Genomic DNA, 24,171 nt, shown 5'->3' on the forward strand with positions numbered 1-24,171 from the left:
GCATTGGAGTTTTGCTATGCAAGGACAAAGACAGTGAAGTTGTAGAATATGCTTTGAGTAGAAGCCTCTCTCCTACTATGGTTTCAGAGTATAAAACGCAATTACCTGACAAGAAACTTTTACAACAAAAACTACACGAACTGTTTGACAATGAAACCGAAGAGAAATAGAGCCACTACTCCTCTCCGGAAAGTCTCCGACATTGAGGCTAGCATAGTCTGAACGTGTCGAAAGTAGCTCGTCGAAGGTTTAACCGCAAAGAGCGCAAAGATTTACGCAAAGTTCGCAAAGCTTTTTTAGTATCAAGATTGGAGTATTAAGACTTCGATGAGTTCACCACTTAACGTATCCTTTTTGGGAAGCTAGTCCCGATAGCTATCGGGATTGAAAATTTCGCTATTTAACGTATCGTTTTGCCCAGCTGAACCCACGTATCGTCGGAGCCTGAGCTTGTCGAAGGCAGCATTGTGTACATTGTGAAAAACTCTGTGAAACATCGTGCTCCATTTTCTCTTTTTTTCATTTTTTCGCTTCCGATAGCTATCGGAATTCGCTTTTTTCCATTTTTTAGCTTCTTTTCATTTTTTCCATTTTTTATATTTTTCCCTTTGCACCTTCCCCGGGTGAGCGACAGCAGCGGCATCCTTTGCGGCGTTATGGTATTTCCACCCTACGTTCGCCGGAAAGATACAGCGGATAGCGCGACGGCGGTTCAGTGAAACGTTTGCGAAGCGCTACGATTGCACCGCCGGCACCCCCAAAAAAAGAAACTAAAATTTTGAAAAAACGGTTTAAAAAAAGTAGCTCGCTTCGTTAAAACTGGAAGTAAATAAACGGCTGTGGCCCCTCGGAACTGCTGGCGTAAACCAACCAAAAAACCGCAGCAACGATTAATGCTTTGCCGGCAATGGGTAAGTAACCAAAAGCTTGTTTTAAACCATCGGACCAACGACTTGGTAAAAAATGCCACAAGAAGCCAAACAACATTACAAACATCACGTTTCGGTAACCTTCTAAAATTACGAGATACTGCGTTGGGTTCCATTGCAATTGTGCAATGTTTCCGATAAGTTCAAAAGCTGTTTCGAAATCTTTTGCACGGAAGAAAATCCAACAAAAAACCACGAAATGAAACGTAAGCACCACCTGCACAACACGCACAAAAATATTCTTTGGTAAGTGAAGTACATTTTTGAACAAGCGCTCTACAACCAAAGCCAAACCGTGTAAAACGCCCCAAATAACGAACTTCCAGCTCGCACCATGCCAGAGTCCGCCGAGAAGCATCGTCATAAACAAATTAAAGTACATGCGGAACTTTCCTTTGCGGTTTCCACCCATAGAAATGTACAAGTAATCGCGCAACCAGGTTGACAACGATATATGCCAACGACGCCAGAATTCGGTTATCGAGGCCGACTTATATGGCGTACGGAAGTTTACCGACAAGCGGAATCCCATGAGCAATGCAATACCGATAGCCATGTCGGAGTAACCCGAAAAATCGCAATAAATTTGGATGGCGTAACCGTACGACGCCAATAAATTCTCGAACGCCGTGTAACTACTCGGCGAATCGAACACGCGATCGACAAAATTTAAGGAGATAAAATCGGATACAACTGTTTTCTTGATTAATCCGCCAATGATTAAAAACAAGGCGTGATTTAAATCGGCACTGTTGAGTGTAATTTTCTTGTAAATCTGCGGCAAAAACTCCGAAGCACGAACAATCGGACCGGCGACTAATTGTGGGAAAAACGACACGAAAAACATGTAATCGAGTATGTTTTTAGTAGGTGTAATCTCGCGGCGATAAATATCGATGATGTAGCTCATCGATTGGAAGGTATAAAACGAAATTCCGACCGGAAGAATAATATCTTGGAACGCTAAATTGCCTTCAAACCACTGGTTGTAGTTATCGATTAAAAAGTTGCTGTACTTGAAATACCCGAGAAATCCGAGGTTTAAAACCACACTCAGTACCAAATAGAACTTTCGGAACGATTGTAATTTTTCTTCGTAAAGAAGTTTAGCTAAATTATAGTCGATCACACCGCTAAGCAACAGTAAAGCGAAATAGTGACCGCTTGATTTGTAATAGAAAAACAGCGAAAACAAGAACACGTACAAATTGCGCAGGTGGTATGTTTTTAGTCGCAGTGTTAAGATGTAAATAGGATAAAAAATCAGGAACAAGCCCAAGAAGAGTGCGGTGTTGAATAAAATCGGACTTTTCGGGTCAAAGGTGAACCACTGCGCTACATCGGCGGAAGAGCATGTGAAGAAATCCGTGATATATTTTGTAAAATCCTGCATACTTACTGACCTACTGATTTTGCGTATTGATTGGCTTGGCGAATAATCGCTTCGGCCAATAGCGTTCCTTGAATTTCGTAACCTAATTTGGAGTAATGCACGCGATCGGCGGCCATTAATCCTCTTTTATAATTTCTACTTACGGCGTTTCCGCCACCCAACTGCGTGTATCCGTCCCATACGGCGTAGCGCAATAACTCGGCATTTAACAACAGTGCATTTGCATAGCTTTCCACGTACGTGTTTTTGTATCGTCGTTTAAACAACGAAGGCGGAGGCGTGCACACCAAAATTTCGATATCGGGATGAATACTTCGACAATTTTGAATAAACGTAGTGAGGTGATTGATATACGTTGAAGCCGATTGGTGATCGAAACTTTCGTTGGTTCCTAAAGAAAGTACCAACAAATCGGGCGAAGTTGCCAGTAACTGTTGGAAGAATAACGGGCTTTGGTTGTAATCGGAGAACTTAGCGCCGTTTACGCCGACACTGCTGTAAATAATGCCGCCGTCGGTGTTTTCCAGCATAAATCCGTTTAGCGCAGAAACGTCGTCTGAATCTGTAAAAACTTCAAATTGCAGCGCTTGATCAAACTCTTTGGAAGTCCAGGTTTCACTTGCGTTGAAATCGACTGTGGCGTATTTATACTTTCTGATATTTCGCGAACGATTTTCCGACTTGCTAACAATGAGCGTTTTACCGGCACGAATTCGATCGGATTTCAAACGATTCATTTTTTTAAGCTGACTAACCGAAATTCCGTATTTACGAGCAATGCTTCCTAAAACTTCGCCGTCTTTAATCTTGTGAATGCGCGGTTTTTGAACGATAACTTTTTTACTTTCCAATGTTTTTCCCGCAGAAAACTGCCAACGTGCTGTACTTTTTGGTTGCAAGATGCGTACAAGGTCGAATGCATCGGAACTGTCTTTCAAACTAACTTTTACGGCACAGGGGCGTTCTTTGCTACTCAGCGAAAAACCGCTTAAACCCATGTAGGCATTACTCCCATTGATAATGCGTTGCGATGAAAAATTGTTGGCCGACTCGAACGAAACGTCTGAAGAGCCGTTGGTTCGCGCTAAACGGTGAGGAAAGATAAAGCCACGTCCGCCGTTTCCGTAGGTTTCCTGAAGTAGTGTTCGCGTTTTATCGGTTTGTAAATCGGCTTGAATGTGCGAGTCACCGATGTGAAAAATGTGCACACGATCAGTTAAAAAACCGTCTGTTTCGCGCTGCTGCAAAGTTTTCAGGAATTTAGCAATGGCTTTCGGATTCTTTAATCCGTTTTCAGGAATTACGATTGGAACGGCAACGGTATCTTCTGCGACAGCGGATTCAACGTCGGTTGTATCCGTTACCTGAGCTTTTCCCGAGAAGATAAATCCGAAGAAAAGCAACAATATGAGGCTACATTTCTTCATCAGGAATGCTGTCGTTTTCAGGCAATACGGCCTCAGTAGCGACTTTACTTTTTAATCGTTTATAGGTAATAAAACCACTTTGTAATTTTTGATAGAACAGCGAAGCAACTTTCTTTGCGCCGCGGAAATTAAAGTGCGTATAATCTTTATTGGCTAAGGCCGGAGCTTCGTCGACCCAACGAACCATACTTCCGTTTCCACCCATTAATTCGAATAGATTTATAAATCCGCTACGTGTTTCTACGGCTAATTTTCGTTGCGCGAGCGTTAGAGGAACAACTGCCGAATCTGTGCGCATTTCCATGTCGTACTTTGTTGCTTTATCGGCAGCGGAAATCAATAAAATGGGAACGCCGGGAAAACCTGCTCGTAAATTAGCGATGGCTTTTTGCATACCGCGTTGATACCAATTGTAATTCTTAGTTCCGTAATTGAGGACATTCGTGCCGTAATGCAGAATAATTAAATCGTAACCCAACTTTTTTTGAAATTGGTTAAGCAATTGTGGATTTAGCTTTGACAGCGGCATACCTGAGTTTCCGCGTTGCGAAAAGTTGTCGATATGGACGCCTTTTCCGTTGTCGAAATTAAATCCATAAATGGGAATAGAATCGGCTTCGATAAAATCGGCTCTGAATTTCTTTAAATCCGACTTACCTATACGAAGTGTGTTGAGCGCTAGATTACCATCTAATTTGTACCACAAACTATCTTTTCCGTAGGTGACTTTCAAGCGGCCGTTTTTTCTTGAGGTGCCGTAGAAGAGTGTCGGATTGGGTAGCGATGCCACATTGGCTTGTCGGCCTGCTTCATAACGCACCCACGCCAAGCTGTCTGTGGGATAAAAAACATGTCCGTTGATTCCAAAAGCGTATCGGCTGTATTTCGAAGTCACGAAATTCTGATCTTTCCAACTACCTCCAAAACTGTGCTTTACGGAGCTTCTGCTACCCGCAGATTCGGATACGAGAGGAACGAAGCCAACACCTGTTCCGCCGAACTGCGATTGAAATGCCGAACGCAAGTCTTGAACGATTAAGTCGCCATCGGTCATCGAATCGCCAAAATAAGCAATACGTACCGATTGGCTGGGATTGGATTCGAGTAAGCGAAGTTTTTCATAAAACGAAATCAAATGTTGATTTCCGGTGTATGATTGCGCGGTTTCAGACGGAAACTGAATGCCAGACTCATCGACATAAACAATTGGCTGATTCCCCATAGAATCTGCTTCGGCATAGTTAAGTTCATCGGTGGCTTCCGCTTCCGAAATAGCTTCAATAACCGTGCTGTCGACAACTTGATTTGCGGTTGCTTGTTGTTCGGGAAACAACTTTTTAGGCAAATACGGCTTGGCCACCACAAACAAAATGGCTGCCAGGAATAAAATCAGAAATGATTTAAAAAAACTCGATTGCTGCATTGGGGTGATTTACATGCGTTCGGGCGACTGAATCCCCAACAAATACAAGGCTTTCTTTATAACTTCTGCTGTTTTTGCACTCAACTGTACACGGAACGTTCTCGTATTTTCGTCGCTTTCACCTAAAATAGAAACCGATTGGTAGAAACTGTTGTATGCTTTCACCACATCGAAGGCATAGTTTGCAATTAGCGCCGGACTCAATTCTGCGGCAGCAACTTTTACTACTGCTGGAAAATCTTCCAAAACTTTGATTAGCTCAATTTCTTTGGCATCGAGCGTAGAAACAGTTGCTAAAGTAGTTGGGATATTGCCAGCTTTACGCAAAATCGACTGGATACGCGCGTGTGCATATTGAATAAAAGGTCCGGTATTTCCGTTAAAATCGACGGATTCTTTAGGATTATAAGTGATTTTTTTCTTCGGATCGATTTTCAACAAGAAGTACTTCATGGCACCTAAACCAATGGTTCGGTATAAGGCCGATTTTTCTTCCTCGGAGTAACCGTCGAGTTTTCCGAGTTCTTGGGAAATAGCTGTTGCGGTGTCGATTACTTCGGCAATTAAATCATCGGCATCAACAACGATGCCTTCGCGCGATTTCATTTTTCCGGTAGGCAAATCAACCATGCCGTAAGACAAGTGATGCAACTGATTGGCCCAGCTAAAACCTAACTTCTTTAAGATCAAGAATAGGACTTTAAAGTGATAATCTTGTTCGTTTCCAACGGTAAAGATCATTTGGTCCATTCCTGGCTGATCTTTCATTCTTTGAATAGCAGTACCAATGTCCTGCGTCATGTAAACGGCAGTTCCGTCGGCACGAAGAACGATTTTGCGATCGAGACCGTCGGCGGTTAAGTCAATCCAAACCGAGCCGTCGGGATCTTGTTCAAAAACGCCTTTTTCCAAACCTAAAGTTACAACCGACTTCCCGAGCAGATAGGTTTCACTTTCATAATAATACGAGTCGAAATCTACTTCTAAATCGCGATAAGTCGTTTCAAAACCTTCGTAAACCCATTGATTCATGGTTTTCCACAAAGAAACAACTTCGGCATCGCCGGCTTCCCATTTGCGGAGCATGTCTTGTGCTTCGAGAAAAATAGGTGCTTGCTTTTTAGCTTCATCTTTAGTTAGGCCGTTTGCCTCAAGAGCTTTTATTTCTTCTTCGTAAGCAATATTAAACTGCACGTAATATTTTCCAACAAAATGATCGCCTTTCATTTGGGCAGTTTGTGGCGTTTCGCTGTTGCCAAAACGTTGCCAAGCCAGCATCGACTTACATATATGTATGCCGCGATCGTTTATAATTTGCGTTTTGTGTACTTTTTTTCCTGCCGCTTCTAAAATTCGCGATACCGAAAAACCGAGCAAAATATTTCGAATATGACCCAAATGCAGAGGTTTGTTTGTATTTGGTGAAGAAAACTCTACGATAGCGCCGCCTTCTGCAGAAATTGGATGCGAACCGAAATTAGAATTTGCGAAAATATGCGAAAATGTCTCGGTGAATGCTCTTTCTTGTAGTGTAAGATTTAAGAAGCCTGAAACAATGTTATAGCTTTTTAACAGCGATGATTTTTGGAGCAAAAGGACTCCGAGCTGTTCACCAATTTGTGCTGGTGCGAGCCTTAGCGCTTTAACGAGTGGAAAAAGTACGACGGTAAAATCGCCCTCAAACTCTTTTTTAGTTAATTGAACTTCGAGCGGAATGGCTTCAATATTGGAAAACACAGACTGAATACATTCAGATACAGTGGTTTCTATTTGCTGTTTTAGCGTAATCATTGCGATTTTTTTGAGGCTGCAAATATAATTGAATTACGTGGTCATATATGCAGGAAAAAAATCGATTTGAATAAGAATATTGTTTTAGAATTTGAGCACCATTTTAAACATCTTCCTGTCTTGAGAACTTCATATTCAAAGTTGATAGCTTAGTAGGTCTCATGTTTTACTTGGAGTGAAAGTAGGATTGTCGGTATAAAATTGAGGTTGAAGCAATCGTTTACAGACCTTACGCTGATCTTTACGATAAAATTAACATTTGCTAAAATTCCCAAATTCCCGTTAATTATTAAATTTTTAGCTATGTTTGCTAACTTCAAATATTCTGTGTTTTTATGAAAAAGACATTTATTTTATTAGCGTTTTTAAGTTGTATTATGGGTTTTTCGCAGGGAATAACTGTCGATGCGACAACCTATACCCCCGCACAACTCGTAAACGATGTTTTGATTAACTCGCCTTGTGTTGCAGCTCAGAATGTAGTAGCAAGTACAGGGACAAACTTTGGATCAACGAATGGTATTGGTTATTTTGAAAATCTTAATCCGAACTTTCCGTTTTCTAGAGGGGTAATCCTAACAACTGGTAATGTTTTAAATAGCCCAAGTCCGAACAACACTACGTTGAGTGATGGATCAAATACTTGGCCAGGTGATACGACCCTTGAAAACATACTGCTTTCGCAAAATGGGGTAAGCATCAATTCAATTAATGCGACATCGCTCACTTTCGAATTTACTCCGAAAACACCTTCATTCGATTTTCGATTTGTTTTTGCATCGGAAGAATACGGTACTTCACAGTGTGATTTCTCGGACGCATTTGCTTTCATTCTTTACAATAAGACACTAGATCCTGGTCTTACAAATGGTATAAACCTTGCTGTTATAAACGGAAACACTGCGGTTTCGGTAGCTACTATCCGCGATAACGAATTCAACCCGTTATGTACTAGTGAAAATGAGTCCTTTTTCGGAGCTTTCAACGGACCTGGTTTTGGCCCTGCTATTAATTACAATGGCCAAACGATACCACTCACCGCGTCTGCAACAGGCTTGAACACTACACACGTTTACGTTATTAAAATTGTAATTGCCGACGGTAACGACAACACCAACTTTGATTCTGCCATATTCCTAGAGGCGAATAGTTTAAATGTTGGGCAAAATGTATTGGGAATCGATTACGTACCTGCAAACAACAACGCGATTTGCGCGGGTGCCACGCTGCCGACATTAAACGCAGCTGGGCTTTTAGCAGGAACTACATATACTTGGGCACAGAACGGAACAACTATAGCAGGAGCCAATAATTCCACCTTAGTACTTCAAGGGAATCCGAATATAAGTCCGTTGGTTGCAGGAGAAAACAGGTTTAGCGTAACATACGTAGAACCTGGCTGTACTGCTATTACCGATGAAATTATAGTGTTCTTATACCCAGCAATTAACGCTTTAGCTACTGTTCCAAACATTCATGTATGCGATACTGGAGCAACGAATTACACTTTTGATTTGTCAAAAAATACGCCGATTATCTTATCAAACAATACTGCCGCGGCAGCAGATGACTTGCCGGCGGATACTATTATTCGGTATTATGAAACTCAGGCTGCTGCTGATGCAGGACTTACTACAAATGCATTGCCGTTGAGTTACAGCATACCATTTAACCAGAATAACAAAGTTATTTACGTGCGCATTCAAGCCAACGGAACGCCCTGTTATGTGGTAAGAACTTTTACGCTGCGCATTATTGCAGCTCCTGTAGTTGCTGCAACTCCACAAAATATTACTTTGTGTGCTCGGAATTCAACAGAGAATCCGCCACGAGCAAATATTAACTTGGCAACTCCAACTACAAATCCTGCTTTAAGTCCGCCAGTAAGTTATGCTAGTGTTGTGTTGGGAAGTCAAGATCCGACTGCATACACAGTTACGTTTCACACTACAGCTGCAGGTGCAAGTTCAACAGTTAATAACACAACTAACCGAATAAATGTAACGGGCGTAACTGCTTCGATTAGCAGAATATTTTACGTTCGTATCCAAAATGCATCAGATCCATCGTGTTTCACTACTACGCAATTCAGTTTAACGGTGACTCCACTGGCACAAGTTGACGATTTTCCAGATGTTGTAGTATGTACATCTTACACACTGCCTCCGCTTACTTTTGCGGGCTCGCAATATCGTACCGCAGCGAACGGAGGAGGTACAGTTATCAATGCTGGTACAACTTTTACCACAAACACTACGGTTCACATTTGGAATAACACAGGAGGTTGTCCCGGTTCAAGTAATTTTACAATAACTATAGCCAACCTAAATGCTATCGCACCTGCAGATGAAACAGTTTGTACTTCGTACAGTTTACCGACACTTCCTTATGGAGATTATTACGACAACCCTAATGGTACAGGAACACCAATTGCAGAGGGATCAGAACTTACAAATGCAGTAAATAATTTATTCGTTGTTTTTACCGACAACACTGTATCGCCACCGTGCGTCATTAACCGACCGTTTACTATTAATGTAATTCCTTTCACTCCACTACCGGATTATCCGAATCAATTTGCATGTTCAAGTTATACTTTACCGCCAGCAGGTAATGGAGGAACGTATTATAACGGCCCGAACAAAACGGGAGGTACTGTATCAGCAGGTACGATCATAAACACAGTAGGTGTTCGTACAATTTATGTTTACAAAGAGTCAAATACCTCACCGGTAAATTGTACTTCTGAAAAATCTTTTACAGTTACTATCGGATTTAGTAGTATTACTCCACCAGCCGATGTTAATTCATGTTCAAGTTATGCCTTACCTCCACCACCTTTTGGAGAGTACCGTGACGCCCCAGCAGGCGGTGGAAATGTTATTACACTTCCTGCTACACTTAGTGCACCGCTAACAACCGTTTATATTTATGTACCTGGGCAAAGCTGTTTAGATAATCTTAGTTTCGATGTTACGGTAAACGTAGCAGCATTACCAACAATTCCAGACGTTGGTCCAGTATGTGATATTTACACATTACCTGAGCTTGGCTTAGGCGGACAGTACAGAACAGCACCAGGAGGCACGGGATCTGTGCGCCCGGTTGGTTTTCCGATTACTACACCGGGAGTAACCACCTTATATTATTACAAACAAGGTGCTGCCGCTGGCTGTTTTGTCGAAGAAGAATTTACAGTTACTATTAATCAATCACCACAAATTTCTCCGAGACCGCAGGAAGTAATTCGATGCAACCAATCGTTCATTCTCGATGATTTGGCTTTCGGCGAATATTACGATAATCCTGGTGGACCATCGGCTTCTAATCCAGTACTACCACCTGGATTTGCAATTACATCCGATAATACAATCTATGTATATTCTAATAGTAGTGATCCTGGAAACACTTGTTTCCAAGAGTATAGTATCGACGTATTTATAACAAATACAACGGTAACCGACATTGCGGATGTATTTAAATGCGACACTGATAATTATGTCCTTCCGGCTATCGTTGGTCCGGGAACTTATTACACCGCACCTAATGGACCTAACGGAACGGGTACCGCATTAGCTGCCGGCTTTGCACCGCCTGTAGGTACTAACACGTATTATGTTTACGCTGAAAACAATAACCGTATTGCTTGTTCAGACGAAGATTCTTTTACCGTTACTATCTACCAAACACCAACGGTAGCAACTATTACTCCGGTAACGCAATGTGATTCATACATTCTACCAGCACCTCCGGCACCAGCTACAAGATGGTTTACTTTGCCAGGAGGACCAACTGTAACTAATAATGTTGAACGTTTACCTGGTTTCAATGTGACTACCACAACTACCTTATACGCTTATGCAGAATCGGGTACTGCTGCCACACAAATTTGTTTTGACGATGAGCCTTTTGTAATTACAATAAATCAAACACCAAATATTCCTACACAAGCTGCAGTTTATGCTTGCGATAGCTACACGGTACCAGCGCCTCCTGCGCCTGCAACAAAGTGGTTCACCGATAATACGGGAACAGGAACGGAGATAACTGTTGGCACTACAATAACTACTTCTACAACAATTTATGCCTACACAGAAACCGCAACTGCTCCGAACTGTTTTGAATATGAGCCTTTAAGCATAACGATTTACAACACACCAGTTGTAACACCGATTGCTCCTGTTACTGTTTGTGATTCTTACACATTACTTGCTCCACCTGCACCAGCGACAAGATGGTTTACCTTACCAGGCGGACCAACAGTACCTGGTAACGTTGAGCGCTTGGCTGGATTCAATGTAACAGTTACAACAACTTTATATGCTTACGCAGAATCTGGGACAACCGCTACACAAATTTGTTTTGATGATGAGCCGTTTGTTATTACCATCAATAATTCGCCTGTAGTACCAGCAATTGCTCCAGCTTTTGCTTGTGATACGTACATTTTACCAGCGCCACCTGCACCTGCTACACGCTGGTTTACTCAACCAGGCGGACCATCAAATGCTGCAAACACTGAATTATTTGCCGGAAATTCAATTTTAAACTCAACCACAATTTACGCTTACGCTGACACCGGAACTGTTCCAAACTGTACCGATGAGGAAGCATTCAACATCACGATTACAACCACACCAATTATTAATCCTGCAGATATTCAGAATATAAATACTTGCGCAACTTCTTATGCGTTGCCAAACTTAACTACTCCCGGCGCAAACTACTATGCAGGACCAAATGGTACAGGCGGTGTAATTGCTCCAGGCACCATTTATACTTCTAATGCGCAAGTGTATGTATATGCGGTTAACGGAACTGCTCCAAATACATGTGCGTCGGCGAATGAGTCATTCAATATTACATTCTACAATGTGGATGAAGTTCCTGACGTTACGGTTTGTGGATCATACACCCTACTAGCTCTGAATACTCCAGGAGCAGCTTACTATAACGCGCCAAATGGTGGCGGTGGTCAGATACCCGCTGGAACGGTCATAAACTCAACTAGCACGATTTACGTATACGGTATTGCACCATTTACACCTGCTTGTCCGAGCGAAACAAGTTTTATTGTAACGGTAAATCCAGCAGCAGTAGCAAATCCGGTGCCACAAAGCTTACTGCGAGTTTGTGATTCGGATGCGAATCCAAATGACTTTATCACTGGATTTGATTTAGATACGTTAACAGCAACTATCCTTGGTAGCCAAGACCCAACTTTCTACAGTGTTGAATACTATCCTTCACCTGATGATGCTGATTTCCAGACCAATGAAATAATTACAGACAACGGACCTTTAACCGATACGTCTTTAAATACGGTTTACGTAAGAGTTAGCGATGGCAGTACTTCTGGTTGTGAAGACATCGAACCAGTAACCATAACAGTAATTCCACAGCCGGCTTCAGATCCACTTTCAGGAACTATCTGTACTGACGTTGTAACAGGACAAATCACTTTACCTGTAATTGAAAGTGGTTACAGTTCGTCTTTCTATAATTTCAATTGGACCAATGCTGCTGGCGATACTGTGGCTACAACTCCAAACTTCAGCCCAACAGCTGCTGGAGCTTACCAATTGGTAATAACTGCACAAGGTATCACAGGTTGTGAATCAACTCCAATTCCGGTAACAGTAATTGAATCGGCTCGACCTGCCGAGGTTAGTTTTGAAACTTTGGGTTGGTTTACGAACAGTCAGACTATTCGTGTACTTACAAATCCAGCCGATGACGGCACGAAATTCTTGTACTCGATTGATGGCCAACCGGCACAGAGCAGTAATGTATTTACCAACGTACCATCGGGTGTTCATGAAATTGTAGTTTCTGACGTAAATGGTTGCGGCTCGTTGCCATTGCCTATTACCATCGAATTGGTTGACAGTATGAAGTACTTTACACCAAACGGTGATGGCATTAATGACCGTTGGACGATCAAAGGTTTTGATCCTTCGAATCCGGCGCAAGTTTTCATCTACGACCGTTTTGGAAGATTCCTTACGCAAATTTTTACTGATGGCGATGGCTGGGATGGAACCGTAGCTGGACAACCACTACCTGGAACCGATTACTGGTTCACGATTCAATACGTTGAAAATGGCGTTCTGAAAGAGTATAAATCGCACTTCGCTTTGATCAGATAACAATCAAAAAAAGCTCCGAATTTCGGAGCTTTTTTTATGCACGATTTTCGCGTTAGGTGGCGGCGTGGAAATAAATGACTGGGAAACGGTTAAAGTTGCCGCAATAGCGGGCGACCGGCGGAAGCCACGCTATTGCGCTGCAACTTGCCGTTTACCGGACATTTATTGCAGCAAGCAACCGACGGCGCCACGAAACAACTGCGAAGCAAACCTGTAGCGCCGGAACGCCCTACTAACCTGAGTTCGATAAAAAATCTTTGTCAGAACGCTGAAAATGAATAAATTGCAATATTTAGTTCCGTTAGAAATGAACGACTGAGACGCTAAACAGATAAACGATCGCCTACTTCGTTAGAATTTTTTGCGATACTACAGTATCCCAAAACAATTCTGCCTGTTATACCAATTGGATCTATAAAACAGCCTAATAAAAAAATGTTTTTAAGCCATAACTACTTTAAAAAAATCTTCCGTAGCGCTGCTATGCAACATTTTTTTGCATTGTTCTGCCTCAAAAACAACCTTTTTTCTTTAGCCTTTTTTACAGTCCCAATTGGTATTAATCAACCATTTATCTGTTTTCTGACTGCAATTTTTAAATCGAAATCAGGTAAATAAAAAATCCGATGATTGAAAAAACCACCGGATTTAAAAATACTATATAATTAGGATTACCAGCGAATAATTGCCGATGCCCAAGTGAAACCACTTCCGAAAGCTGCCAATACAACCAAATCGCCTTTTTGGATTTTGCCTGCTTCCCAAGCTTCCGTAAGAGCAATTGGCACCGAAGCAGCGGTAGTGTTGCCGTAGCGCTGAATGTTGTTAAACACTTGACTATCGGCGAGACCAAACTTTTGCTGGATGAACTGTGAAATGCGAAGGTTTGCTTGGTGTGGAATCAGCATATTGATATCGGACACTTTTAGCTGATTGGCTTCGAGACCTTCGTTGATTACTTCGGCAAAGCGCACAACGGCGTTTTTGAACACGAATTGTCCGTTCATATACGGCATATAACTTTCGTCGTTTGGATCATTATCGGCAACGATATCGGAAACCCAACGCCCGCCCATGCCCGGTGCTTTAACAATTAATTCTTCGGCATGTTGGCCTTCGCTGTGGAGGTGTGTTGATAAAATCTTGCTATCGTCGGTACTGCGAGAAACTACGGCAGCTCCTGCCCCATCGCCAAAAATCACCGATACGCCGCGACCTCGCGTAGTCATGTCTAAGCCGGTTGAATGAACTTCGGAACCAATGACCAATATATTCTTGTACATACCTGTTTTAATAAACTGATCGGCCACAGAAAGTGCATAAACAAAACCCGAACACTGATTTCGGACATCGAGTGCTCCGACGGTTTTCAAGCCGAGTTCTTTTTGTACCAAAACACCCGGCCCCGGAAAATAGTAATCTGGACTAAGCGTAGCGAATACGATAAAATCGATATCATCTTTTGAAATGTTGGCGCGTTCTATGGCAATTTTAGCGGCCTTTACGCCCATGGATGTAGTGGTATCCTGGCCTCTAACGATGTGACGGCGCTCCTCGATACCGGTACGCTCGATAATCCACTCGTTGCTGGTATCCATAATTTTGGACAAATCTGCATTTGTAACGACGTTTTCAGGCACGTAAAAACCCAAACCTGCGATTTTCGAATTATACATTAGAAAAATTTAGATTATAACAATTTGAAAGTACTAAAGTAGCCAAAAATTTCGGAATTGTTAAAATTGAACGTTCGATAAATAAAATTGCACTGTGAGATGATCGCTCGATTGATTTACGACACTAAAATTGTTCTGGTTGCCAGCGTTTTTGTGCGTCTGGATGTACTTCTAAACACAAAATTGTATTGGGTTGGAAAGGTGTTTGACTGTAGAAAAACACTTCACCTTGGCTTGTATGTGCCTGCACTAAGAACTGAGATCGTTGCTGGTAGCAATTTTTAATGACAACTTGTATGTTACTTTGTGGAACCACTGAAAACTCATGTGGATAAACGATAATTTCACGGGTTGAATCGCTTTCGCGGAAGCGCGTAAAATCGGAATACAGTGCAGCGGCTGTGGGTGTTTTTGGCGCATTGTAGACTTCAAAAGAAGAACCAAATTGAAGTGCTTTTCCGCGATGGAGAATAAGTGTGAAATCGGTAAATGCTAAAGCGTCGTCGGGATCGTGCGTTGCTAAGATTAGGGCAATTTGGTTTTCGTTTGCGTAATCGAAAAGCGCTCTTCGGATGGGATTGCGCCGGGCGGTATCGATGTTGCTAAACGGCTCGTCGAGCAATAGTAATTTTGGGTTTATTGCTAAGGATTTTGCAAGTGCCGTTCGTTGTTTTTGTCCGCCACTTAAATCGATTGCTCTTTTGGAGGCAACGTCGGTTAAGTCGAAGCGATGTAACAAGTCGGCTATAATGTCGTTTCGTTTTGTAGGAGTTGCGTAAGAAAGAAACGTACCGATGTTTTCGGCAACGGTAGCATACCAATTAAGCTCGAAGTCTTGCGGAACGTACTTAATATTGGGATGTCCGGGAATAAGTTGTTGTTTTGGACCTTTTATTTTTTGGTTATCGAATACAATTTGACCTTCTTGGCAATCGTAAATGCCGTAAATGAGTTTCAGTAAAGTGCTTTTGCCCGAACCGCTTTCGCCCAGTACAGCCAGGTGTTTACCGCTCGGTAAATCGAGGGCAAGCTTATCGATAATCAGCTGATTGGAAAAAGAGAAGGAAACGTTTTGAATTTCGAGCATGAGCAAAAATAAAGGCGGTAATTTCCGAAAGAAATCCCGCCTTTACAAACTAACTAACCACCAAACTAACACTTTTTAAACGATATATTTTTGATAATATTTTGTATCGACCGCAGCTTTTAAGTCGAATAACAAATTGTACAATCCAAAAAAGGTTCGATTGATGTAGATAAAGTGTTGTGAACCGCGGTTTCCGTTCATTTTTCTAATTTGTGTATCCTTGCTAAATTCTTCGCTAAGTGCGGCAATTTGGTCAAAGAAAGCTGGATCTGAGAAATCGAAACTACTTCCGTGAAACGGTTGCGTAAATACTTTCATCAAGCGTCGAAAGAGCGAGGTGAAATACACGACTTCTTCTCGGGTATCGTCGGTACGTAAAATTTCTAGCTCGTATAATTTTTCGTCGAAACGTTTCGGATCATCAATTAATTCTGGGTTTGCCAATTCGAAGTACGGATAATAGAAACTATCAGGGACTCGTTTGATGCAACCAAAATCGATTGCAATTAGTTCGTTATCTGGACTCACCAAGAAGTTCCCTGGATGCGGATCGGCATGAACGCTTTTCAAGCCGTGCATTTGAAACATATAAAAGTCCCAAAGCGCTTGACCAAGCTTGTTTCCGAGTTCGGTGTCGGTGTTTCGGGCACAGAATTCAGAAAGGTGTTCGCCTTCCATCCAATCCATGGCTAAGGTTTTTGCCGAGGAATATTCGGGATAGTATTTCGGGAATTTCAGGTTTGGAATTTGTGCACAAGCTTTCGAAATCTCTTGACCTTGACGTAACTCTAATTTATAATCGGTTTCTTCAAGAAGTTTGTCTTCTACTTCTTTAAAATACCGATCTGAATCTTTGCCTTGAAGGTTAAACATTCGAATTGCGAATGGCTTCACGATGGCTAAATCGGAGCTAATACTTTCGGCAACACCCGGATATTGGATTTTTACTGCCAGTTGTTTTTCGCCGATTGAAGCACGGTGCACCTGACCAATACTAGCAGCATTGACCGAATCGGGCGTAAACGTGTCGAATATTTCTTCTGGATATTTCCCTAAGTAGGTTTTAAAGGTTTTTCGAACTAAAGGGGCTGAAAGCGGTGGCACCGAAAACTGTGCAAGAGAGAATTTCTCGACGTAGGCGCGCGGCATGATATTTTTATCCATGCTAAGCATTTGCGCCACTTTCAAGGCTGAACCTTTTAAGTTTTTTAAACCATCGTAAATATCGGCGGCGTTGTTCTCGTTGAGTTTATCGCGCGATAAGTCTGGATTTACTAGTTTTTCGCCGTAGTAGGACAAGTAATTTGTACCCACTTTAAAACCTGTTTTTACGAGTTGCGAAGCGCGTTCAATTTTGGTAGTTGGAATTTTATCGAGTGTTTTCATCGCATGTTTCCTTCCTTCCAAAGGAATTTACCTAGGTCAAACAAGCTTTCTATGGGTTTAATGTCGAGTAAATCGGTGGCTGCATTTACGGATTTTTCGATCAGGATATCGGTTTTTTGCGCTTTAGGCGACTCGTCGGAGAGCCAGAATCGGAAAAGCAGTAAGAACTGAATCCACGCACCTTCGCTGTAGAGCGGTTTTGCGCGTTGGCGAAATTTATCGGGAATGCTTTGATTGTCGTATGCCTGAATACCGTCGACAAAGGTTTTGAAACGCTTGCGAAACGCTTTGAGTTGTTCTAAATCTTTTAGTTTATACTGTTCCTTTTTTACCGTTTCGAGTAGGTAACTGCGATTCAGCGCAAAAATTTCGAACAAGGTATAGAACAAGGACAAGAGTTTTGTTTTGGCATCGTAGTTTTCGTATTGCGCATCGGATCGAAGGGCAGTTTCGGCATTGTCGAACATTTTTGTCCAGATGGATGCTTTCACGCCGTCGAGCGAACCGAAAAAGCTGTAAAAAGTTGCTTCTTCTATTTCGTTGTGTTTACAAAAAAGGTAAACGTTTTTGTGGTGGTCGGCGCCAGAAAGGACGCTATCCATATATTTTTCGATGATATAGTTATCGTCGATTTCGAAAACATCGGATTTTCTTTTAGCACACATGATACACTAGATTTACTACAAAAATACGGCAACAAATGCTTGTACACTTGTAAACAAACGTTAAGAATAAGCCTAAAAAAGAGTCGAAAAAGATCGTAAAATGCGGGTTTTTAACCCAGAAATAGAGCCAAGTTAAAATTACTGAGAAACGTTAGAACGATATTTCGCGTTAGCGATTGCAGCGGCATAAAACAAAACTGCTGTTTTGCGATTTGCCGCGATGGTGAGGCGATTTTATGAGCCTTGCCCATGCGTGCAAATGCAAACGGCAGTACGTTTTATACAGCGTAAAGCGCGGCGGCGCCACTACACGCTGCGCAGCAAACCCGAGCGCCGCAACGCCCAAATAAAAAACCGCAAACGAAGTAAAAGTACTGTCGCTTGCGGTTTGAAAATTGTTTAAGGCTTACCGAGAGTTCGCTGTGAAAATTGAACCCGCGTTGTTTTATTGCTTCACTTCTTTTTGCGCTTCTTCGATCATTTTTTGGTTCGCAGTGATGGCGAATTCAACACGACGGTTTTGCGCACGACCTTCGGGTGTATCGTTTGTTGCGATAGGATCGGCGATACCCATTCCCTGAGTGGTGATTCGGGAAGCCACGATACCTTTTGCTACTAAATACGCTTTTACTGAAGCAGCGCGTTGCTCGCTTAACTTTTGGTTGAATTCGGCCGAGCCGGTGCTGTCGGTGTAACCGTAGATTACAATGTTAGTGTCTGGATATTCTTCGAAAACTTTCTCAAGTTTATCAAGATTTGCTTTTGCTGTTGGCGTTAAAGACGATTTAGACGTATCGAAACGCACTGCATTTTCGTTTAGGGTTAGTTTAATCCCCTCACCTACTCGCTCTACAGACGCACCTGGAACGGCGTTATCGATTTCGCGTGCCTGCTTATCCATTTTGTTACCAATTACGCCACCAACAGTACCGCCAACTACGCCACCAAGTACTGCGCCTAAGGCACCATTGCCGCCTTTACCGAGGTTGTTTCCAAGAACACCGCCAATTACCGCACCGGCAACTGCGCCAATACCGACACCTTTTTGCGTGTTATTTGTATTTTTTACAGCTTCGCAACCTGTTAGCGATGCTACTAAAAAGGCAGCTGTTACTGCATAAATTCCTATCTTTTTCATGGGAGAATGTTTTAATTTTTAACGAATTGATAAACGATGTTGGTTTGTTTTCCGGCGATATCTACAACATCAACTAACTGAAAGCTGCTTTCGGTAACGTTGGCCACCGAAAGTACGTATCCGTCTTTGACGCGTTTTGCTTTTTCACCGGCGTTTAGAACTTTTAGTACAAACTGTCCGTCTTTGTTGATATACCATTTAATTGGCGATGAAAATGAAGGACAACCTCCTTTTTCAATAGACATTGTTCCTGAATCGTTATTGGCGACTAATTTCCAAGCGCTTCCAACGAAACACTGACTGTCGGCCAATTGAAAAGAGTTTACTTTAAAAACGTTCGAGTTCGGATAAGTAACCGACTGAATTGTCCAATTTCCTTTTAGAGACGACTGTACGCGGTTGTCGACTTTAGTGCTTACTGCAGATGTTGATTTGCAGCCGATGAAGCTCGCAGATAACAGGAGCATGAAAAGTATTTTTTTCATCAATTTTAATTGTTTTAAATTATCGACAAAGATACAAGACTGTTAAAATGAATGGTTGCAGAATTAACTAAATAAATTGTAAAATTATTTCAGACAATTTGTCATTTTTTTTGACAGTGGTACTTGATTTGCTTTGCGGAAAGCGAATAAAACTAAACATAAACGACTATGACAACAGGAAAAATTAATGTTTCGGTTGAAAACATCTTCCCGCTGATCAAGAAATTTCTATACAGTGATCACGAAATCTTTTTGCGCGAACTCGTATCGAATGCCACCGATGCAACTTTAAAGCTCAAACACTTAACGAGTATTGGCGAAGCCAGTGTGGAATACGGCCAGCCGAAGATTGAAGTGAAAATCGACAAAGAAGGCAAGAAGTTGCACATTATCGACGAAGGTATTGGTATGACTGCCGAAGAAGTGGACCGTTACATCAACCAAGTAGCATTCTCAGGTGCAGAGGAATTCTTGGATAAATACAAAGACAGTGCTAAAGATACGGGCATTATCGGTCATTTTGGTCTCGGATTTTATTCCGCTTTTATGGTGGCCGATAAGGTAGAGATCATCACCAAAAGTTACAAAGACGAACCGGCAGCGCATTGGACTTGCGACGGTAGTCCGGAATTTACCTTAGTTGCGACGGACAAGCAAACACGCGGTACCGAAATTATTTTGCACATTGCTGAAGACTCGGTTGAGTTCTTGGAGGAAAGCAAAATCAAAGGTTTGTTGAACAAATACAACAAGTTTATGCCGATTCCGATTAAGTTTGGAACCCGTAAAGAAGCTTTGCCAAAACCGGAGGATGCACCTGAAGATTACCAGACAGAATACCAAGAAGTAGATAACATTGTAAACAATCCGACGCCGGCATGGACGAAACAACCCGCCGATTTAACCGACGAAGATTACAAGAACTTCTACCGCGAATTGTACCCGATGCAGTTCGACGAACCCTTGTTTAACATCCATTTGAATGTTGACTATCCGTTTAATTTAACCGGAATTTTATACTTCCCGAAATTAGCGGCTGATTTGCAGATTCAGAAAGATAAGATTCAACTGTATCAAAATCAGGTTTTTGTAACCGATAATGTAGAAGGCATTGTACCTGAATTCTTGACGATGTTAAAAGGTGTGATCGACTCGCCGGATATTCCGTTGAACGTATCGCGTTCGTATTTGCAAGCCGACGGAAATGTGAAGAAGATTTCGAACTACATTACGCGTAAAGTAGCGGATAAGTTGAAATCGCTTTTCACGGAAAATCGCGAGGACTTCGAGAAAAAGTGGAACGATATTAAAATTGTTTTGGAATACGGTATGTTGTCGGAACCGAAGTTTTACGAAAAAGCCGGCGCATTTATGTTATACCCAACGGTTAACGATACCTTCTTAACTCTTGACGAGTTGAAAGAAAAAATCAAAGACGCTCAAACCGATAAAGACGGTAAATTGATTGTACTTTATGCAGCCAATAAAGATGCACAACACCAATACATTGAGGCGGCCACTGCAAAAGGTTACGAAGTGCTGTTGCTCGACTCGCCGATTGTGGCCCATTTGATTCAGAAATTAGAAAGCGATAACGAAAACCTCAGCTTTGTACGTGTCGACGCTGATCATATCGACAATTTAATCAAGAAAGACGATACGGTAATTTCTAAATTATCTGACGAGCAGCAGGAGAAATTAAAGACGGTGGTTGAAGAAATTGTTCCAAAACCTACTTATACGGTACAGTTAGAAGCAATGGACAGCAGTGCGGCGCCGTTTATTATTACGCAACCCGAATTTATGCGTCGTATGAAAGAAATGAGTGCTACAGGCGGCGGTATGTTTGGTATGGGAAGCATGCCCGAAATGTACAATTTGGTGGTAAATACTAACTCGGAACTGGCAGAACGTATTTTAAATACAGCAGATAACGATGCGCAATCGAAACTGGTAAAACAGGCGCTAGATTTGGCGAAATTGTCGCAGAACCTGTTGAAAGGCGAAGAATTAACCGCTTTTGTAAAGCGCAGTTTCGAATTGATTAAGTCGTAATAGAAAAAAGCATATAGTAAGTAAAAGACTGTCTTCGGGCAGTCTTTTTTTATGGTAAAAAGCTACGTTCTGTTTTTGCAAGGTGTTCTTTTCTACGCTGATTGTAGTTTTTTAACTCAAGACATTTATCCCAGCTGCTGAGAGCAATTATGGGAACGGCAAACGCGCTTGTAGGCGATTAAAAAAACGTTATACATTTTAGTGATAAATGCGCCGAAATATTATATAATCAATTTAGATTAACGCAATGATTTACAATATTTTATTCGAGGTAATATTGCAATATTACGCAGTAAAAATCACAAAGCCAAATACGTACACAAACAATCGAATTTTCAAAACGAAATTTTCTCCAAGCACGATGTTGTGTTAACGACAGCAATGGAAATCCTGCTGCGAGCGGCCGTTGCCGAGCAGCACCCCTATAGCTATCGGGGGCAACGAATGGCGTGACCCAAACCCCGACGACACGTACTTCAACAAAAATTTCTTAGCGAGGGTAACACCCAAAAAACTACTTTTGCCGCAAAGAAATCCTCCATGAATTACGTTTCGGTTGAAAATATCTCCAAATCGTTTGGCGAGCGTGAACTGTTTCGCGACCTGTCGTTTGGCATCAATAAAGACCAAAAAATTGCGCTAATTGCCAAAAACGGAACCGGAAAAACGACCTTGATGAATATGCTTATTGGCACCGACGAAGCCGACACCGGGCAAGTGGTTATGCGTAAGGGAATTAAAGTGGCGTATTTGCCTCAAGAACCTAAACTTCAAGCTGAATTAACCATCGAAGAAAGCATTTTTGCCAGCGATAATCCGATTCTAAAAGTTATCGAACAGTACGAAAAAGCACTGGAAAATCCGGAAGATAGCGAGAAATATCAGGCGGCTTTCGAAGCTATGGAACAATACCAAGCTTGGGATTTTGAAACGCAATACAAACAGATTTTATTCAAACTTAAACTCGACAATCTAAAACTCAAAATAAAGAACTTATCCGGCGGACAAAAAAAGCGTCTAGCTTTGGCGATCATTCTTATTGACCGACCGGATTTACTCGTCCTCGACGAACCTACCAACCACCTCGACCTGGAAATGATCGAATGGCTCGAATCGTATTTTGCCAAAGAAAACATTACCCTGTTTATGGTTACGCACGACCGCTATTTCTTGGAACGCGTGTGCAACGAAATTTTGGAACTGGAAAACGGCAAACTCTACAATTACAAAGGAAATTACGCCTACTATTTGCAAAAGAAAGAAGAGCGCATTGCAGCCGAAAACGCATCGATCGACAAGGCGAAGAACATCTTTGTACGCGAATTAGAATGGATGCGAAGACAACCTAAAGCCCGTACTACGAAATCGAAATCGCGTCAAGACGACTTTTACGTAATCAAAGAAAAGGCGCAACAACGTCGGAAAGACAATGTGGTGGAGTTGGAAATAAACATGGAACGCCTGGGCAGCAAAGTTATTGAGCTGCATAAAGTGAGTAAAAACTTTGGCGAGAAAACCATTTTAAACCAATTTGATTACAACTTTCAGCGCGGCGAACGAATTGGCATTATCGGAAAAAACGGAACGGGCAAATCGACTTTCTTAAACGTGGTTGCCGGAAATTTACCCGCCGATGGTGGAAAAGTGATTATTGGCGACACGATAAAATTGGGCTACTACACGCAGAGCGGCATCAATCCGAAGCCGGGGCAAAAAGTTATCGAAGTTATTAAAGAATACGGCGAGTTTATACCGCTTACGAAAGGAAAAACCATCTCGGCCGGACATTTGCTCGAACGTTTCTTGTTTGATCGGAAAAAGCAGCACGATTATGTTGAAAAACTCAGTGGAGGCGAGTTAAAACGCTTGTATTTGTGTACGGTTTTGATACAAAATCCGAATTTCTTGATTCTGGATGAACCTACGAACGACCTCGACATAGTTACCTTGAACGTTTTAGAGAACTTCTTGCTCGACTATCCGGGTTGTTTGCTGGTGGTTTCGCACGATCGCTACTTTATGGACAAGATTGTTGATCACCTTTTTGTGTTTCGCGGTGCTGGGGAGATTGAAGATTTTCCGGGTAATTACTCGGATTTCAGGGCGTATGAAGACAGTGTTCCGACAGAAAAAACCGAGGTTAAAGCAGATAAGAACAGTTGGAAACAGCAACAAGCGTCGGCACTTACCTTTGCTGAACAAAAGGAGTTTCAAAAACTCGAGCGCGAGATTAAGCAGTTGGAAGAAGACAAGCAACGGATGGAGCAAGCCTTTTCGGACGGCACAATAACCGACATAGAGAAAGCCTCACTGGAACTTAAAACAGTGATCGACAAGTTGGAGGAAAAGGAAATGCGCTGGTTTGAATTGGGCGAAAAAGCTGGGATTTAAGGGAGCACGAGCGTTCACCTTACTTGAGTTTAATTTTTTGGGCAGCCCCCACGAAAATACGTCCGTACGAAGAGAGTAATTTAGTGGGGCCGCGTCGTCGCTCATACTCCTCGCCTTGCGCCCGAACCCCGGGCACAACGCTGCGGGGTAATCCGCTCTGCCGCTGCTGCGAAAAT

At 42.1% G+C, this 24,171-nt stretch carries 14 protein-coding genes; 4 read left to right on the forward strand and 10 right to left on the reverse strand.

Annotated features, from left to right (window positions below; genetic code table 11):
- Positions 1 to 170 (forward strand): PDDEXK nuclease domain-containing protein (locus tag ACOVQQ_RS11065; protein WP_421818262.1); only part of this gene is annotated, 170 nt, incomplete at its 5' end.
- Positions 171 to 813: 643 nt separating this feature from the next.
- Here the strand turns inward: ACOVQQ_RS11065 and ACOVQQ_RS11070 are convergent.
- From ACOVQQ_RS11070 to argS, 4 genes are read right to left on the reverse strand one after another with little or no spacing between them, the layout of a single operon-like run.
- A complete protein-coding gene (locus ACOVQQ_RS11070; RefSeq protein ID WP_421818251.1) occupies positions 814 to 2,322 on the reverse strand; it encodes an MBOAT family O-acyltransferase in 1,509 nt (502 codons plus the stop codon).
- A 2-nt stretch (positions 2,323 to 2,324) separates the two neighbouring features.
- Positions 2,325 to 3,749: a LysM peptidoglycan-binding domain-containing protein gene (locus tag ACOVQQ_RS11075; RefSeq protein WP_421818252.1), complete on the reverse strand. Its 1,425-nt coding sequence runs from the start codon at positions 3,747 to 3,749 to the stop codon at positions 2,325 to 2,327.
- Complete coding sequence (locus ACOVQQ_RS11080; protein ID WP_421818253.1) at positions 3,736 to 5,172, reverse strand: hypothetical protein; 1,437 nt, start codon at positions 5,170 to 5,172, stop codon at positions 3,736 to 3,738. Before ACOVQQ_RS11080 ends, ACOVQQ_RS11075 begins: the two co-directional genes overlap by 14 nt.
- A 9-nt stretch (positions 5,173 to 5,181) precedes the next feature.
- A complete protein-coding gene (gene argS, locus ACOVQQ_RS11085) occupies positions 5,182 to 6,960 on the reverse strand; it encodes an arginine--tRNA ligase (RefSeq protein WP_421818263.1) in 1,779 nt (592 codons plus the stop codon).
- A 338-nt stretch (positions 6,961 to 7,298) separates the two neighbouring features.
- Between argS and ACOVQQ_RS11090 the strand changes: the two genes are divergently transcribed.
- Positions 7,299 to 13,112, forward strand: a complete 5,814-nt coding sequence (locus ACOVQQ_RS11090) for a choice-of-anchor L domain-containing protein (protein ID WP_421818254.1) — start codon at positions 7,299 to 7,301, stop codon at positions 13,110 to 13,112.
- 671 nt (positions 13,113 to 13,783) lie between these two features.
- Here ACOVQQ_RS11090 and ACOVQQ_RS11095 read toward each other — a convergent pair.
- From ACOVQQ_RS11095 to ACOVQQ_RS11120, 6 genes are all read right to left on the reverse strand, one after another.
- A complete protein-coding gene (locus tag ACOVQQ_RS11095) occupies positions 13,784 to 14,788 on the reverse strand; it encodes a 3-oxoacyl-ACP synthase III family protein (protein WP_421818255.1) in 1,005 nt (334 codons plus the stop codon).
- Between the two features lie 124 nt (positions 14,789 to 14,912).
- A complete protein-coding gene (locus ACOVQQ_RS11100) occupies positions 14,913 to 15,875 on the reverse strand; it encodes an ABC transporter ATP-binding protein (RefSeq protein WP_421818256.1) in 963 nt (320 codons plus the stop codon).
- Between the two features lie 75 nt (positions 15,876 to 15,950).
- A complete protein-coding gene (locus ACOVQQ_RS11105; RefSeq protein WP_421818264.1) occupies positions 15,951 to 17,261 on the reverse strand; it encodes an ABC1 kinase family protein in 1,311 nt (436 codons plus the stop codon).
- A complete protein-coding gene (locus tag ACOVQQ_RS11110; protein ID WP_421818257.1) occupies positions 17,258 to 17,926 on the reverse strand; it encodes a TetR family transcriptional regulator C-terminal domain-containing protein in 669 nt (222 codons plus the stop codon). The genes ACOVQQ_RS11105 and ACOVQQ_RS11110 overlap by 4 nt, the downstream gene beginning before the upstream one ends.
- 445 nt (positions 17,927 to 18,371) lie before the next feature.
- Positions 18,372 to 19,064 (reverse strand): OmpA family protein, encoded by a 693-nt coding sequence (locus ACOVQQ_RS11115; RefSeq protein WP_421818258.1) that lies wholly within the window; start codon positions 19,062 to 19,064, stop codon positions 18,372 to 18,374.
- An 11-nt stretch (positions 19,065 to 19,075) separates the two neighbouring features.
- Complete coding sequence (locus ACOVQQ_RS11120) at positions 19,076 to 19,549, reverse strand: hypothetical protein (RefSeq protein ID WP_421818259.1); 474 nt, start codon at positions 19,547 to 19,549, stop codon at positions 19,076 to 19,078.
- A gap of 168 nt (positions 19,550 to 19,717) precedes the next feature.
- Here ACOVQQ_RS11120 and htpG point away from each other — a divergent pair, with 168 nt between their 5' ends.
- Together htpG and ACOVQQ_RS11130 are read left to right on the forward strand one after the other, a co-directional pair.
- Positions 19,718 to 21,604 (forward strand): molecular chaperone HtpG, encoded by a 1,887-nt coding sequence (gene htpG / locus ACOVQQ_RS11125; RefSeq protein ID WP_421818260.1) that lies wholly within the window; start codon positions 19,718 to 19,720, stop codon positions 21,602 to 21,604.
- A gap of 540 nt (positions 21,605 to 22,144) precedes the next feature.
- Positions 22,145 to 23,995 carry an ABC-F family ATP-binding cassette domain-containing protein gene (locus ACOVQQ_RS11130; protein ID WP_421818261.1) on the forward strand — a complete coding sequence of 617 codons (1,851 nt, stop codon included), beginning with the start codon at positions 22,145 to 22,147 and terminating at the stop codon, positions 23,993 to 23,995.
- Positions 23,996 to 24,171: the final 176 nt, after the last annotated feature.

The sequence above is a fragment of the Flavobacterium sp. genome, from assembly GCF_049240005.1.
GTDB lineage: Bacteria > Bacteroidota > Bacteroidia > Flavobacteriales > Flavobacteriaceae > Flavobacterium.

Excerpts from the sequence above, each read along its gene's own strand:
- ACOVQQ_RS11070 (WP_421818251.1), bottom strand. The coding sequence starts at position 2,322 with ATGCAGGATTTTACAAAATATATCACGGATTTCTTCACATGCTCTTCC.
- ACOVQQ_RS11075 (WP_421818252.1), bottom strand. The coding sequence starts at position 3,749 with ATGAAGAAATGTAGCCTCATATTGTTGCTTTTCTTCGGATTTATCTTC.
- ACOVQQ_RS11080 (WP_421818253.1), bottom strand. The coding sequence starts at position 5,172 with ATGCAGCAATCGAGTTTTTTTAAATCATTTCTGATTTTATTCCTGGCA.
- ACOVQQ_RS11090 (WP_421818254.1), top strand. The coding sequence starts at position 7,299 with ATGAAAAAGACATTTATTTTATTAGCGTTTTTAAGTTGTATTATGGGT.
- ACOVQQ_RS11095 (WP_421818255.1), bottom strand. The coding sequence starts at position 14,788 with ATGTATAATTCGAAAATCGCAGGTTTGGGTTTTTACGTGCCTGAAAAC.
- ACOVQQ_RS11100 (WP_421818256.1), bottom strand. The coding sequence starts at position 15,875 with ATGCTCGAAATTCAAAACGTTTCCTTCTCTTTTTCCAATCAGCTGATT.
- ACOVQQ_RS11105 (WP_421818264.1), bottom strand. The coding sequence starts at position 17,261 with ATGAAAACACTCGATAAAATTCCAACTACCAAAATTGAACGCGCTTCG.
- ACOVQQ_RS11110 (WP_421818257.1), bottom strand. The coding sequence starts at position 17,926 with ATGTGTGCTAAAAGAAAATCCGATGTTTTCGAAATCGACGATAACTAT.
- ACOVQQ_RS11115 (WP_421818258.1), bottom strand. The coding sequence starts at position 19,064 with ATGAAAAAGATAGGAATTTATGCAGTAACAGCTGCCTTTTTAGTAGCA.
- ACOVQQ_RS11120 (WP_421818259.1), bottom strand. The coding sequence starts at position 19,549 with ATGAAAAAAATACTTTTCATGCTCCTGTTATCTGCGAGCTTCATCGGC.
- htpG (WP_421818260.1), top strand. The coding sequence starts at position 19,718 with ATGACAACAGGAAAAATTAATGTTTCGGTTGAAAACATCTTCCCGCTG.
- ACOVQQ_RS11130 (WP_421818261.1), top strand. The coding sequence starts at position 22,145 with ATGAATTACGTTTCGGTTGAAAATATCTCCAAATCGTTTGGCGAGCGT.